This window comes from Psychrobacter sp. LV10R520-6 (assembly GCF_900182925.1).
Classification (GTDB): Bacteria; Pseudomonadota; Gammaproteobacteria; order Pseudomonadales; family Moraxellaceae; genus Psychrobacter.
The window spans coordinates 881,364-895,675 of sequence record NZ_LT900024.1 but is presented as its reverse complement, the minus strand read 5'-3'; the positions used below and the strand labels follow the sequence as shown (position 1 = coordinate 895,675).

Annotated in this window: 12 protein-coding genes, 1 tRNA gene and 1 pseudogene; 5 read left to right on the top strand and 9 right to left on the bottom strand. The window is 41.0% G+C overall.

Annotation, left to right across the window (positions count from 1 at the left end):
- Window positions 1–550: 550 nt before the first annotated feature.
- From U1P77_RS03735 to U1P77_RS03720, 4 genes are all read right to left on the bottom strand, one after another.
- Window positions 551–1,705 carry an RNA-guided endonuclease InsQ/TnpB family protein gene (locus tag U1P77_RS03735; protein WP_321154353.1) on the bottom strand — a complete coding sequence of 385 codons (1,155 nt, stop codon included), beginning with the start codon at window positions 1,703–1,705 and terminating at the stop codon, window positions 551–553.
- Window positions 1,702–2,313, bottom strand: a complete 612-nt coding sequence (locus U1P77_RS03730; RefSeq protein ID WP_321154409.1) for an IS607 family transposase — start codon at window positions 2,311–2,313, stop codon at window positions 1,702–1,704. Before U1P77_RS03730 ends, U1P77_RS03735 begins: the two co-directional genes overlap by 4 nt.
- Before the next feature lie 60 nt (window positions 2,314–2,373).
- A complete protein-coding gene (locus U1P77_RS03725; protein ID WP_321156048.1) occupies window positions 2,374–2,658 on the bottom strand; it encodes an ankyrin repeat domain-containing protein in 285 nt (94 codons plus the stop codon).
- Window positions 2,659–2,784: 126 nt separating this feature from the next.
- Complete coding sequence (locus U1P77_RS03720) at window positions 2,785–3,138, bottom strand: HigA family addiction module antitoxin (protein WP_321156047.1); 354 nt, start codon at window positions 3,136–3,138, stop codon at window positions 2,785–2,787.
- Between U1P77_RS03720 and U1P77_RS13515 the strand changes: the two genes are divergently transcribed.
- A complete protein-coding gene (locus tag U1P77_RS13515) occupies window positions 3,137–3,259 on the top strand; it encodes a hypothetical protein (RefSeq protein ID WP_414479040.1) in 123 nt (40 codons plus the stop codon). The two genes, U1P77_RS03720 and U1P77_RS13515, sit on opposite strands and share 2 nt — an antisense overlap.
- Window positions 3,260–3,370: 111 nt before the next feature.
- Here the strand turns inward: U1P77_RS13515 and U1P77_RS13510 are convergent, their stop codons facing one another.
- Entirely contained in the window at window positions 3,371–3,571 is a 201-nt protein-coding gene (locus tag U1P77_RS13510; RefSeq protein WP_414479039.1) for a type II toxin-antitoxin system RelE/ParE family toxin, read from the bottom strand.
- 182 nt (window positions 3,572–3,753) lie between these two features.
- Here U1P77_RS13510 and U1P77_RS03710 point away from each other — a divergent pair.
- Together U1P77_RS03710 and U1P77_RS03705 are read left to right on the top strand one after the other, a co-directional pair.
- Window positions 3,754–4,113 (top strand): annotated as a pseudogene (locus U1P77_RS03710) (hypothetical protein); the annotation flags it as partial.
- Window positions 4,114–4,440: 327 nt separating this feature from the next.
- Window positions 4,441–5,187 (top strand): hypothetical protein, encoded by a 747-nt coding sequence (locus U1P77_RS03705; RefSeq protein WP_321156045.1) that lies wholly within the window; start codon window positions 4,441–4,443, stop codon window positions 5,185–5,187.
- Window positions 5,188–5,263: 76 nt separating this feature from the next.
- Here U1P77_RS03705 and U1P77_RS03700 read toward each other — a convergent pair whose 3' ends face one another.
- A complete protein-coding gene (locus U1P77_RS03700) occupies window positions 5,264–5,830 on the bottom strand; it encodes an Rrf2 family transcriptional regulator (RefSeq protein ID WP_321156044.1) in 567 nt (188 codons plus the stop codon).
- A 123-nt stretch (window positions 5,831–5,953) separates the two neighbouring features.
- Window positions 5,954–7,186 (bottom strand): NnrS family protein, encoded by a 1,233-nt coding sequence (locus tag U1P77_RS03695; RefSeq protein WP_321156043.1) that lies wholly within the window; start codon window positions 7,184–7,186, stop codon window positions 5,954–5,956.
- Between the two features lie 711 nt (window positions 7,187–7,897).
- On the opposite strand from U1P77_RS03695, the gene U1P77_RS03690 reads away from it, so the two are divergent.
- Window positions 7,898–8,689 (top strand): DUF5020 family protein, encoded by a 792-nt coding sequence (locus tag U1P77_RS03690; RefSeq protein WP_321156042.1) that lies wholly within the window; start codon window positions 7,898–7,900, stop codon window positions 8,687–8,689.
- A 136-nt stretch (window positions 8,690–8,825) separates the two neighbouring features.
- Here the strand turns inward: U1P77_RS03690 and U1P77_RS03685 are convergent, their stop codons facing one another.
- Window positions 8,826–10,487 (bottom strand): alpha-keto acid decarboxylase family protein, encoded by a 1,662-nt coding sequence (locus U1P77_RS03685; RefSeq protein WP_321156041.1) that lies wholly within the window; start codon window positions 10,485–10,487, stop codon window positions 8,826–8,828.
- A 264-nt stretch (window positions 10,488–10,751) separates the two neighbouring features.
- On the opposite strand from U1P77_RS03685, the gene U1P77_RS03680 reads away from it, so the two are divergent.
- Window positions 10,752–10,826: transfer RNA gene (locus U1P77_RS03680), tRNA-Gly, on the top strand.
- A gap of 259 nt (window positions 10,827–11,085) precedes the next feature.
- Here the strand turns inward: U1P77_RS03680 and U1P77_RS03675 are convergent.
- Complete coding sequence (locus U1P77_RS03675) at window positions 11,086–14,304, bottom strand: DEAD/DEAH box helicase (RefSeq protein ID WP_321156040.1); 3,219 nt, start codon at window positions 14,302–14,304, stop codon at window positions 11,086–11,088.
- Between the last annotated feature and the right edge of the window lie 8 nt (window positions 14,305–14,312).

Sequence of the window (14,312 nt, the reverse complement as noted above, 5' to 3'; positions counted from 1 at the left end):
ATAGAAAAAAGACACCGCTCAGGTGACTTATGAGCACCGTTAAAAAATTGCATGCCAATTTTAGGGGCGCAGTTCATACTCAAAGCATAGCTTTTCGCCTTGCGCTGCGGGTAAGTGTCTCCCAGACACTTACTTATCCTTGCTCACCTTTAAATAGGATTGTCTAAACGCTACAATCAAAACGTAAATTTAAACAAAAAAATAAGGCGACTATTAATATAGCAGCCTTATGATTAACTCTTCTTTTTAACGCCATCAAAACGCTTATTCACAGCTGGCCTTACCAGTTCGGTGATTAATCGCCCCATTTTCTGCTAGCAGCTTTTGCATTTTCACATGACCACGTATACACGCATATGAATAGGCACCTTGGTTATACGACCCGTTCCAAAAATATTACTCAAATCTCACTAAATATATCTAACTAGCTAGATTTAAAATTTTCTTTCTGCTTCAATGCCATGCGCTACCTCTCGTTTGAGACTTAGACTGACTACGACTCCACAGACTTTTTTAATTGGCGATGGAACTCACCGACCAATGAGCGGGGTTATGCGACTGTTAAAATAACAGTCGCGTTATTTAAAATATTGATACTGGCGTTGAGATCGCGGTCATGTTTGGACTGACACTCAGGACACGTCCATTCGCGCATCTTTAGTGTTAATTCATCTTTGCCAAGGATGTGATTGCAGTTTGAGCAAGTCTTTGAGCTTGGGTAAAAACGACCGACTGACTTCACAACCTTGCCTTGCTCATTGGCTTTATAGATAAGCTGACGCTTAAATTCAAAGAAACCCAAATCACTAATGGCGCGTGACAGCTTTCTATTTTTAACCATGCCTTTGACATTAAGACTTTCAATCGCAATCACATCAAACTCTCTGACCAAGCTAGAGGTTATTTTGTGCAACGAATCCTGCCTGATACCTCTGATCTTATAATGCAAACGAGAGAGCTTGGTTTTCGCCTTTTCTCTGTTTTTACTGCCTTTTTTAGTGCGACTCAGGTTTTTATTGAGTGTTCTTAATTTGCTTAAATATTTAGCTAAGGGCTTAGGTGCTTTAATTTTGGTGCCGTCTGATAAAACTAATAAATCGGTAATACCAAGGTCGATACCAACGCTTTTACCTGTCTTGATAATCTTTTTAACCCTGTGGTCTAAATCAACTGCAACGCTGACAAACCATTTCCCGCCGCGCTTAGAGATGGTGGCCGCCATTATTTTACCGTCAAACCGTAAAGCCTCTTTCATGCGCACCCAGCCTAAATTAGGGATGCGAATGGATTTACCTTTAATGGCAAATTGGTCGTTAGAGAGACTGAATCTATCGTCTTTACCACGCTTGCGCGTGACGGGGTATTCAGCCAGCCCTTTAAAAAAGTTGTTATAAGCATCGCCCAGTTGCATGATTGCGGCTTGCGGGGCACATTTTGTCACTTCCGTCATCCACGGGAATAGCTCACGTTTAATGGCGTTCAATTCGCGTCTGAGCTTGGCTTGTGAGGGTCTGTTTAGATTTTTGGAATCAATCTCAATACCAGCCAATAAACAGGCGTCACGGTAGGCCTTGTCCTCTCTATATTGACGTTGCCACTCATGCAAGGCCCAGTTGTAAGCTTTCCGCGCCACACCGCAAGCACGGGCAAAATGGTTCGCCTGTACGTTGTTTGGTTTGAGTTCGATGATATGACCACGGATCATAATACTTGTTTAACCGCCTCTATTAGTTTTTGATTTTTCTTGCTGCGAGAACCGTAGAGCCTCGCTGAAAATACAGTGATAATCTCTAATACATCTTGGGCTAATTCTTGCTCAAAACTAAGTTCCTCGCCTTGATTGATAATGACCACCTTAACATCACGCGCCTCACATAGCATAAACACCAATTCAGCACCAAAGCGTAAAAGTCTGTCTTTGTGGGTGATTACCAGTCGCTCGACTTTGTTGTCAAGAATGTCGTCAAGCAGGGTTTTTAAGCCTTTCTTCTTATAGTTCATACCACTACCAAAATCGGTGATTGTCTCGAAACGCCAACCTTGTTTGGCACAATAAAGTTCCAAAACCTGCGCTTGGCGCTGCAAGTCATCTTTTTGGTCACGACTTGAAACACGAGCATAAGCAATGGTTTTTCGGTCTAATTTTGGTGGTGTATTTAAAGGGTGTGGTCTTACTTCATTTAAATCATAACGTCTGTGACCATTTTCGGTTCTTTTGGCGACTAACGTACCATCTTCATCCCAACGTCTTAATGTCGATTGAGCAACCCCAAAATGCTTGGCCGCCTCCCCAATACTAACCAGTTTTCCCATAACCCTATCTCTTTATTGTTTTTTAATTTACTTATTATAGATATAAATGATTAGAATTGGTTATATTTTAGGTAACTGTTCGTAACCCTTACTCTTATCGTTAGTCGTAGCAACCAAATTGGGATTAGCGCCTTTAGATAGTAAGTATTTCACAGTTTCAATTCGGTTATTACTAGCGGCAACCATAATTAGAGTTTCACCATCGCTCTCTTGAGTTTGGTCATTTAAGTCTACCGGCGCTTTGGCATTTAATAAATTGTATACTCTTTTGACTACATTGGTATTTTTACCCAGTACGGTAGATTTTAGGACGTTATATACATCCCCTTTATCCGTAGCTTGCAAGCTAGCGCCTTCGATAAACGAGTTTCATAATGCAACCTTTAGCAGTTCGATAAGCGGGTTATTTATATATCTTTATGGCAGCGTAAACTGAAATGTTAGGCCAAACAGCAAAGCTTATGGTATGAGCTATGCCCTGTCATAAGGTTCGATATTGTCGATATCGTCTGCCACTTCTTGGCGGGTCAATTCAAGATCGTAATGGCTTTGTAGATTAAGCCAAAACTGCGCAGACATACCAAAGTATTTTGCTAGACGTAGTGCCGTATCTGCTGTAATCGCCCGTCTGCCATTAATGATTTCACTCAATCGTGAGCCAGGCATATGAGTAGCATGAGCAAGCGCATATGCTGATAAACCCAGTTCATCTAGGAATTCGGTTTTGAGATATTCACCCGGTGTTAATAATGGAATGTCAGATAACGTTGTATCAGCAACATCACTAAAATCCATATTTTTAGCTTCTTGCATGGTGATGGACATGAGGATTTCCTTAGTGGTAATCGACTATCTCGACGTTCTCAGCGTGACCATCATGCCATTCAAAGCAGAGGCGCCATTGTTGTTTGATGCGAATACTATATTAACCATTACGATCACCTGACCCCACTCTCAACTATCATAATTTTTGGTGTAGGCTGTGGCTTTAGCCCAGCGTTTTTGGCAAATTGTTACGATTGACTGGGCTAAAAGCGCCAGCCTACGATAGCCCCTATTAAGTTGAGAGTCGCGTATCACCTGTTAACTTTTCAAGGTGATTGCTCGGCGGTAGTCGCAAGTCGTCAAGATTGTCTGTGATATCCAATGCATGCAGTTTGGCTCTTGCTCGACTATAAATATCGGGTGCAATACGTTTGGCTCGTTTGCCAGAATAAATAACTATCCACTTTAACAAGAATTGATAAAGGCTGACCATAAGACATCTTTATACCTTCTTTTTTATAACAGACTAAAATGAGCATACAAGCCATAATTATAAAACGCGGTATAGCAATTGTTACGCAGGTTTCAAGTACCATCAAATCTAAGTACCATTAAATCTAAGTACCATTAAATCTAAGAACCGTCCAATGCACCATTTATTAAGGAATAACACAGATGACAGATAAAATTTATGACTTAGGTGCAGGATTTTGGAGCATACGAGGATCATTCATAAAAAATGGCATACTTGATATCGGCAACCAATGCGCTTTGGTAAAACTACAGTCAGGACGTTTTATACTTTTAGACAGTTATACTCTAACGGGTGATGTACAAAAGCAAGTTATGGCATTGACCAATGACGGTCAAGATATAGAGGCCGTGCTCAACGTCCATCCCTTTCATACCGTTCGCTGTGCGCAAGTGGCGAAGGACTTTCCTCAAGCGATCTTTTATGGCAGTGAGCGTCATCCCCAGCAAGTACCAGAAGTACAATGGGCAGATGATTTGGTTGAAAGCGAAGCAGTAGCGCAGCTTTGGTGACTTTTGAGGAAGGTAAGTTTGAGGCATCATTACTGTCTGCCATCGATAGAGCACGCCCTGAGCTTGAAGTCTCTCAACTGTTAAAGCGATCATAAAAAACGAGTCATATTGAAAAATAGCGACCAAAAAGGCAGGCCTTTTTAGTAACCGACACGCCCTACTTTGTTTACTTTATTTTTGAATACCTATATCAACCATTTTTTTTATAACAGACTTTGAGCACTTCATCAGTCACAATCATCAAACATTGTATAAAGGTAACCTTTTAAGTTACCAGTCACTACAAGTTAATAGATCATAAGTTAAGGAATAACAAAAATGGCCGATCAAATAATAAATTTGGGCGCAGAATTTTGGAATATACGAGGGTCATTCCGCTTAGGCGGCATAATCAATATAGGCACACAATGCTCGCTAATCCAATTGCCATCAGGACGCTTTATTTTTTTGGACAGTTACGCGCTAACGGGTGATGTTCGTAAAAAAGTCATGGCATTGACCAATGACGGTCAAGATATAGAGGCCGTGCTCAACGTCCATCCTTTTCATACCGTACATTGTGCGCAGATGGCTGAAGACTTCCCGCAAGCTACCTTTTATGGCAGTGAGCGTCATCCCAAGCAAGTACCAGAAGTACAATGGGCAGATGATTTGGTTGAAAGCGATGCGGTAGCCCAGCGCTACCCTGAGCTTGAATTCTCTCTTCCTAAAGGTATTCATTATATCTCGCCTAATGAGAAGATTCACTCAGGCTCGCTATTGGTATTCCATCCTGCCAGCCAAAGCTTGCACGTTGATGATACTTTTATGAGCCCTCCAACAAAACTGCTTAAAGCGGTGCTACCAGAGCTGATGCTGCACCCAATGACCAAAAAAGCGCTCAAAGATGAGCCCAATGCTGGCAAGCAATATTGCAACTGGGCAACAGAGCTGGCGCATGAGTGGCGTGATACCCGAAATTTCTGTGCGGCCCATTCAGGTTTGGTTAAGTTTGAGGCTGGTGGGTTTAAGAGAGCATTACTGACTGCCGTTGATAAAGCCCGTCCTAAACTTGAAAACCCCTAAGAGTCTAAAAAGGCTTACAGAAAAAAGGCTACCAAAATGGTAGTCTTTTCAATACTCTTCTTTATGACAACAAGCCTTATGACAATAAGCGCCTAAGCTCATCCTCGTTATTAATAATATCCGCCAGTGTATAACCCTCAAGAACGTTAATAAACGCCGTCAGTGCTTCAAAAAACACCCCTTTTAGTTGGCATGCGGGGCTAATAACACAGCCCGATTTGGCATTATTTTCGGTTACTGCTAATTCATCGATAAGGGTCAACGGCAAACCTGGCGTCTTAGCCTCATCATGGCCATTATCATAAGTCGTATCATGATTAGTGCCATCAGTAGTCTCGTCATTGCTGGGCAACTTCGTGGCAAAACATTCCACCAAAGCAAAGTCTGGCTCAATTTGCTTTATCAATACGCCCAAATTAATATCTTTAGGCGCACGTGCCAGCCGAATACCGCCGTTTTTACCCCGCACGCTATCTATATAGCCGAGCTGACCCAATTGATGAATAATCTTGGTTAAATGACTCTTAGAAATGTCATAGCTACGCGCAATATCGCTAATATTGGCCAGCGTTTGCGGCTCAGGCTTGACTGCCAAATAAATTAACGAGCGCAACGCGTAATCGCTATAGTTGGTTAGTCGCATTTACTAGCGCTCCTGTTTATTTTAATTTTTTTAACTGTCATGACTGCTCTACTTCTCATCGTTTTTTTCTAAATGTGAATTTTAAAAGTACCCAAACTGTTGGCCAAACCATTATCCAAACCCTCAACCAAATAGGCCATCTGGTCTAGGTCGTGTCAGCATGGGTAAATAGCTAATGCAAAATAGCACAAAACAAGCAATCCATGCTCCCTGCGCTATCATTATCCATAGCAAATAGTTATCCATATCTACTATTGGCAATAGCACGCGACTGATAAAGACTAGCACCATCAAGCCAAACATGATATTGACGGTTTTAGGAGGCGTATGAATACTGCGTCCAGTATGACCCAGCGACACTCGCGCCATCATCGCTAACGTCATCATTCCAACACCCGCGATCGACAACCCATGTACCGCAATACTATGGTTATAGCCCAACCACGGTTGTAGCGCGTACAATAAGAAGCTCAGACACATACCCAAAAATGCAATATACAGCGACCATAGCAGCGGCTTTTGCCAAATACCGCGATGATACCAGCCTATTAAACGTACGATATTAACCACCGCCACTCCCAGCGCAGTAATGGTCAGCAGATACTTGTTAGGGTAAAATAAATCAACGATAAAGAATGCCAAGAAAAACAATAAGCTGGCGATATCTTGTACTTTACTATTTCGTACCGTAACCTTTTCTGTACCATCCATACTGAGACCGCGCTCAATAAAGAACGGCACCACGCGCCGACCGATGGTCAATATCAAGCCAATAATTAAGTAAAACCCCAGATACATACCAATCTTAGTCAGGTTCATATTTGCGCTAAACACACCCCAATAGCACAGTCCATTACCAACCGTCAGCAGCGCAAGCTTGGCCAAAATTCCCATCTGCTTGTATTGCTTGACCTGTAGCACCGCCCGAAAAATAACAAACGCCATGGTTCCTATAAATAGCATATCAAACACGGCTGCCATATATAGCAACCAAGCCCCTTGCCCAATACCTAAACCAAACCCGACCCAGCCAAGACGCGCCAGCAACCAACAAACAAAAATACCCAGCAGCTTATAGCCGTGTGGCATCATGACTCCTGTCCAAGTCTTCACTGCCGTCAGTAAGAACCCCGCGACCACGGCCAATGCATAGCCATAAATCATTTCATGACCATGCCAGTACAGCGGATTCAGGGTTTGCGCGTCAATATTAGTATGGCCAGTAAACACAAACGACCACAACACCATAAATATAACGGCAAATAACGCCGCTGCACTAAAAAATATGCGAAAGCTCAAATTAAGAATAGGATGTGGAGAAGTTGGCGGTTTGCTGGGTAAAGAGATAGATTGCATGGCAGACTTCTTATTATGAATATAATAAAGTTTAACTTAAAAATTCATTTTAAATGAATGTTATAGATTACACAACGTATTTAGTCGTCAAAGGTGTTTGTGGAGGTAAGTTGAAGACATAGAAAAAAGCGATAGGTAAATAAAGTCGTGCAGACGTATATTGCTGCCTTCATCAAAGTGGTATTGAACAAAAGCAGTGCCTTATATTCACAATAGTGACTCACTTCATTCGTCTTTGGCAGCTTATGCGTGTGTCAACAGCCAGTATTTAAATAATATACTAAATATTTTTAAATAAAAAAAATATTTAAACCTGACCATTTAGTCAGTTTTATTAAAAATAATCATAATCTTAGTCGATATCAGCAAGATAACACTACATATTAGGGCTTCAATTTTGGATAAGTTAGAGTTGTTAGAGCTATTAAATTATGGTTAACTGTTTCAAATCGTTAATAAATATCTTGTTACGGTTGTCACTATTGATTCAGTTTTATCGATTTTTACTTTCGTAGCAGCACCTAGCTACTTTAATCACTTTTCTTATTTAGCAGACGATATTTACTGTCTGTAGTAGCTTTTTTTAATCATATCTATTTTTTCCCTAGCGGTACTGATGCATTTTAACAGGACGTTAAAACCAGACTTCTTATTATCGATATAGCCACGCCTTTAGGGAAAACCAACGACTGTACATAAGGGAGTAATACTGTGCGTTTTAATTTACTGACAAATTTATCTATCCATACCAAATTATCTACTATCAAGCCATTAACCACTGCGGCTATTGCTATCGTCGCTTTGGGCACTGTGACTACTGGTGCTCAGGCTAAGACCTTTTTTACTGACACCAGTATTTCTGTACTTTATGGCAGTGATTATGAATTAGCGGAAGATGGCGAGCTGACAACTGTAACGCTAGAACATGCCTCTGCTCACAGCTGGGGCGGCGTCTTTTTCTTCGTTGATCGCCTGCAGGGTGCAAGTGATGCTGAAGGCACCAGAGCCAAAGATATCTATGGCGAGCTGTCTCCAAAGTTCAAGATTTCAGACTATAGTAATGGCATCATCAAACAAGTTAACTTAGCGAGTACTTACGAGTTTGGCTCGAACACTAACGGTTTTGAGCAAGATAACTTCTTAGTTGGTATTGGTGCTGATCTAAATATACCTATTCCAGGTATGAAATATGCTTCAGCTACGCTGTTTCACGCTTTTAACGATGACACTTTCAGTAATGCTGACGACCAGCAAATCACTTTAACCTACGGTTGGGAAAAGAATAACTTTGTGATTGATGGTTATGTCGATTACTCTTTTAACAATGATGATAAAGCGAATCAGCTGCATATCAACCCACAGGTCAAATACAACTTGCAAGAAGTTCTCGGTATCGATAACCGCATTGAAGTGGGTATGGAATACAGCTACTGGCAAAATAAATTTGGTCGAGATGGTGTAGATCAAAGCGTTCCAAGTGCGCTGGTAAAAGTTCATTTTTAAGTAAAACCTCAATCAGCTGTAACTCTTAATGATTCACAGAAAAGCCCCATTCAGCTTATTGATGCTAAATGGGGCTTTTTACCTTGGCTATTAAACGTAGTGTCATTAAACGATTGACACTATAAGCTTAAACCGCTTAGGGCTTAAGCGCTGCGCTTATATCTGCTAGTAAAGGTGGGATATCATGCTTGTCCGCTATCACCTCTAAGAACACCATTTTATCTGTAGTGTCTGCTGCTTTTAGTAGAGCCGCTTTTAACTCACCAGCAGTTTCAGCTTTAAGTAATAAGGTATTGTCCTCATTGCCGCCAAAGGCTTGCGGCATAGACTGCCAATTACACTTTGGAATATCGTTATAGCGCTGATTTTCGCCATGAATCGCACGCTCAACGGTATAGCCATCGTTATTGATCAGCACAATAACCGGATTGATACGCTCTTGGAGCATGACCGCTATCTCTTGAATGGTCAGTAAGGCTGAGCCATCACCAATCAGTACCACACTACGTTTATGCGGAGAGGCAATAGCGCCGCCTAAGCCTGCGGGTATGGTATAGCCGATTGATCCCCACATAGGCTGCCCGTAGCAGGTCACACCTTCTGGCAAACGAACATCACTAATACCAAAATAAGCGGTCCCTTGATCAGCAAATACCAGATTGTTATGGTTTAGACGCTCAGCAATGATATGCCATAGGTCATCTTGACGGATAGGCTCGTCATCCTTACCCTGTTGCTCATGTGGCTGCATTTTCTCACACAAAGGCTTTGGCACAATAGTGATACCAGAGGTCATCACTTCATGTAGCACCTGTAGCGAGTCTTTAAGCGCGATTGGCGCAAAGTTCTGACCGCTGATGGACGCGCGTTCATAATGCAAGTCAACCACCACATCTTGATTGATGTCTTGGCTAAATCCTGCGGTAGTAGTGTCGGTATATTGCACCCCAATCTTAATCAAGCATTCGCAGTTTTCTACCGCGTCTTTGACTACCGGACGTGACGCCACGCCAGCATAAGTACCTGCCCAACGCTCACTATGCTCATCGAGCAAGGTCTTACCCCACGATAAGGTGGTATAAGGAATGTCAGTGTCAGCGATCAAAGCTTTGAGACGGTCTTGCAGTCCTAAACGATGCACCATCAAATCTGCCATCAAGGTGGTGGTCTTGTTGGGTAAGAATTCTATCAGCGCCTGTTTAAAGTCTACTAAAGCGGCTTGGCTGGTAATATCCTCTTCACTATCGATAAGCTTGGTAGAAGGTGGATAAATGGGCTGGCGCGCCACATCAGGTGATAGCATCAAGTAGCCGGGACGATGCTTTTTGAGCACCATACGAATCACCCGATCAATCTCAGAGGCTGCATTTTCAGGGGTAATTTGCGCGCGTGCAACAGTCACTGGCTCTACCATTTTGATAAAATGATTGAACACACCATCACCAAGCGTATGATGAATCCGGCGCTTTGAGTCTTGCAAAGCCATGGCAGGCGCACCGACCACATGCAGTACCGGCGCGTATTCCGCATACGAGCCAGCGGTGGCGTTAATCGCAGACAGCTCCCCCACGCCAAAAGTAGTCACCATGGCGGCAAAACCACGTTCACGCGCATAACCATCTGCGGCATAGCCTGAATTGAGCTCATTAGTATTACCGACCCAGCGTAGCTTATCAGAGGCGATAATATTATCTAAAAACGTTAGGTTAAAATCACCCGGCACACCAAATATCTCAGTAGCACCCGCCTCAGCGATGCGATCAAATAAATAATCAGCGATAGTGTATTGTTGACTCATGTTTCTTATCCTTAAGACTTATGATTATAAGTAGTCGTGGTTGTAACTGTGATTGGGTGTAATTATAAAGTGGTATTTCAGCTTATTTATCACACACAAATCTTTTGGAATACCTATTATAAAAATATGTTATAACATACATCCCTAGTAGGATGACATCCCTATTTTGCTAATTTTTACCTTTTTGCATGATGGCTGTTGACAGGCTAAAAAAACTGCGTATAATACGCCATCATCATCTAGCGATAGTTAGTTGATGAATTAGCGGGAATAGCTCAGTGGTAGAGCATAACCTTGCCAAGGTTGGGGTCGAGAGTTCGAATCTCTTTTCCCGCTCCAAATATGGCTCTTTAAGAGCGAAAAAGTCTCACTTCATAGTGAGGCTTTTTTTTGTCTTAATTTAAGGGGTTACTGCGGTTTTATACAAACAAACCCAACCTGAAATTTTACCTACCTAAAAATTGATGCAAAAAAAATTCCACTCTCACTATTTTTTCTTCTCATTTAATAAATATGAAAATCATTCTGAGCTATGCTTAATAAACCGTAGAGATGAACTTGGTTTTTGCTAGTGATTCAATTTCTCTATAGTAGGTTCTCAATAAATCGACTGAATCAATTCTTGAGTGAGTTCTACATTTGGTTTCAACATATCATCAGCAAGACTACGCTTACTAGATAGTAGCTTATCTAGTTTAATTTCAAACGTCTCAAAATCATGTGCTGCAATAGATGGGTAATAAACAAAAACCTCTTTATCTTGCCCAATTCGGTAAGCTCTATCAGTTGCTTGATCTTCCTTAGCTGGATTCCAACTACGTGTATAATGAATCACATGATTCGCTTTTTGGATATTCACACCAAAGCCCACTGCCACCGTGGATAAGATAATCACGTTGAAACCATCCATTTCTTGGAACTTATCAATAACACCCTGCCGAGTTAAGCCTACTCTACTATTAGTATTCGAATCCCCATTCACTGTAGTAACGTTTAATCCATATCGCTCAAGGAGAAGGCGTTTTAAGAACACTTGAATAGCCCTGAACTCAGTAAAGATGATAACTTTCTCATCTTTTTGTTTTATACTCTCTAAAGTCTTTATTAACCATTCGGCTTTAGGTGAATCTTTGATAGTCGCTTGCTCTTGGAGTTTTAGGGGATGGGCACAAATCATTCGCATACTATGTAATGCAGCTAACATAACACCCTTATGTCCTTGTTCAGATAAACTCCTACAATCATTTGATACTTGTTTATATAGTGTACGTTGCAATGTTGATATTTTAATATTTTTACAATCATTAACTTCATGTTTTGCTGGCAACTCAGCGACATCGTGCTTCATACGTCTTAATACTTGTGGCTCAATCAATTGACGAAGGTCATCTATTATCGCGTTATCTTCATCGTCTTTCTTTTCAATAGGACGACGATAATCTTTATTAAACTCATTAAGAGAACCCAGCAAATTTTCCTGTATAAAGTCAAACAAGCACCATAGATCAACAAGTGAGTTTTCTACAGGCGTGCCTGTACAAGCAATCTTAAAGTCCGCTTTTTGGGCTTTAGCGGCCTTAGTAACCATTGCAGTAGGCACTTTAATTTTCTGTGCTTCATCGCATACCATGATGCTCCAATCTACCCTTCCTAAAGAAAACTCAAGGTCTCTCATGGTTTCATAAGTAGTCAGTACGATATCTGCACCACCTAACCAATTTTCTTCAAGTAGATTTGTTATTCCGTAATCATTACTTAATTGAGAAGATATTAGGTGCTTCGGTATTTTTCGCTGTTTTAAGTTATCGCCATATAAACTTAAGACTTTTCCAAATTTTGCGCTAAAAAACCTATTGATTTCAGCCTCCCAGTTCTCCAATAAAGAAACTGGCGCTACGACTAATGCAGGCTTTTTATCTTCTGTGGTTTCTAAATATTCACCAATAAAACAAAGTAACTGCAAAGTTTTCCCTAAACCCATATCATCCGCTAACAAGCAGCCGCTTACCTGAATTGGCGCATACTGATATAGGTTTTGTAGCCAGGCAATACCATACTCTTGATGCTTTTTCAGACTAAACTCTTGGCTTCTAAAACTTGATGGCAATCTGGCCTGAGGGCGATTACTTTCATCAAAAGTCAGAGTTTCAGCTCGCTTCTTAGTAAAGTCAGCCTCATCGATATTATTGGCAATCAATAAGGTGGATTTTTTCTTTGTTTCATCAGTATCTGGCTGCTCTTGCTCTATGTTGTTTTCAGCCGGGTCTTCACCTTTTGAATCACGCAGCTCATCAAGTAATTTTTTTGCATCATCTAATGGAATAGATACATTGCTGTCTGGGTGCAGAACAAAGCCCTCCCCTTCTGCCTCTGCATGATGGATACGTTGCTCAAGTAGTTCAGTGGTGGCATCAGTATTATCAGAAGTAAATTGGGATAAGCTAGCTGACTCATCAATAAGATTCTGTGGTAACCATTCGGATTCGCCACTATCTTTTTGAATTGCTTCAGAGCTCAATTTTTCAGCTTCACCAATTCCTATCACTCTATCGCTATAATTACTTAAATCTAATACGGTCTTAGCTTGTAAATCATCTTTATGTTGCTGAATTTTTTCTAGGTCATTTTTCAGCGCTTCTATCTGGTTGTCTAAGTAGTTGGTTTTATCTATACTGTAACCTGCCCACAGGAAAACAGGTGATGACTTCTCATAGGTAGCAATAAAGTGTTGAGCTTGCGTTAGATTTGAAAGCTCTAACAGGATGGCATCTTTTTCTCGACTCGAGTTTTCATGCAATGTTAATCGAGCCGCACTAAAATTTGATGACTCATCATAGGTTTTATCTATTAGCAAACGATAGCTATAGATTTCTGCCTCTTCTTTTGATTGCTCAAAACCCTCTGGAGATATCACCTCTAAGGCATCTTCCCCTAATTGGGCAAAAGGGTTATGCAAAAATGTCTGTGCACGCTCGCCAGTTATCCGACGATTTGGCATCTTTTTAATTTCATTTAGTACATTCTTAACTTGCGGATCGATGATAACGTGTGCCAGGCCACCTTCTGGTAAGCTGATCGTATATTCGTTTTGAACTGCATTATACTTATCAAAAATTTGTAGCCAATTTGAGGGCGAGTCTTTAAAATCAGGCTGCACCTCTACCACTGACTCTGCACTAATTAAGTTTTTACGAAGATTAAGTTGGAGCTCCTCTGGGGCGAGTACGATTGTTTTACGTAGAAACTCATCTAAATTCGCCTCGCTTTTATTCGCTAAACTGCGTATTTGCGCCCAATATTTTTGATTTAATGATTTATTTTTATCTGTAATACGAGAAAACTCTTTGATTTTCTCTAACAGTTTCCAAGTGGCTTCACTTAATAGATAGTCTTTGCCAGTAAGACTAATAATTGCGCCTGTTCGTTTGACTGAGCCTTTAAACTTAACCCTATTTTTATCACACCAACCATCCAGAATAATTTGGAAATTCGAATCACTTATACCATTTTCACTACGAATGACCGGGTATAAGTCATTTGATAACGGCAGGTTGAGCAGATTAATAACGCTATCATGCTCAGCATTCTGTTGAATCTGAAAAAGCTCTTCCCATGGTAAGATATAGTGATCATCCGACTGATAAGTAATCTCCTCATCAGCCAAGCTCTCCCAATAGAAATCTGCATCAGTTTTAGCCACAGGTGTATAACGATGCTGTAAGCCAATATCATCGTATTGCAGCTGTAAAGGTACAGTACTTTCTTCTGCAGAAGCATGCTCAACAGATTTGTTTCTTTTCCAGAATGCTAATTTCATAACTATTC

Bases quoted from the DNA above. Each gene is read 5' to 3' on its own strand.
- U1P77_RS03735 (WP_321154353.1), bottom strand. From the start codon at position 1,705: ATGATCCGTGGTCATATCATCGAACTCAAACCAAACAACGTACAGGCG.
- U1P77_RS03730 (WP_321154409.1), bottom strand. From the start codon at position 2,313: ATGGGAAAACTGGTTAGTATTGGGGAGGCGGCCAAGCATTTTGGGGTT.
- U1P77_RS13515 (WP_414479040.1), top strand. From the start codon at position 3,137: ATGAGGATTTCCTTAGTGGTAATCGACTATCTCGACGTTCTCAGCGTG.
- U1P77_RS03720 (WP_321156047.1), bottom strand. From the start codon at position 3,138: ATGTCCATCACCATGCAAGAAGCTAAAAATATGGATTTTAGTGATGTT.
- U1P77_RS13510 (WP_414479039.1), bottom strand. From the start codon at position 3,571: ATGGTCAGCCTTTATCAATTCTTGTTAAAGTGGATAGTTATTTATTCT.
- U1P77_RS03705 (WP_321156045.1), top strand. From the start codon at position 4,441: ATGGCCGATCAAATAATAAATTTGGGCGCAGAATTTTGGAATATACGA.
- U1P77_RS03700 (WP_321156044.1), bottom strand. From the start codon at position 5,830: ATGCGACTAACCAACTATAGCGATTACGCGTTGCGCTCGTTAATTTAT.
- U1P77_RS03695 (WP_321156043.1), bottom strand. From the start codon at position 7,186: ATGCAATCTATCTCTTTACCCAGCAAACCGCCAACTTCTCCACATCCT.
- U1P77_RS03685 (WP_321156041.1), bottom strand. From the start codon at position 10,487: ATGAGTCAACAATACACTATCGCTGATTATTTATTTGATCGCATCGCT.
- U1P77_RS03675 (WP_321156040.1), bottom strand. From the start codon at position 14,304: ATGAAATTAGCATTCTGGAAAAGAAACAAATCTGTTGAGCATGCTTCT.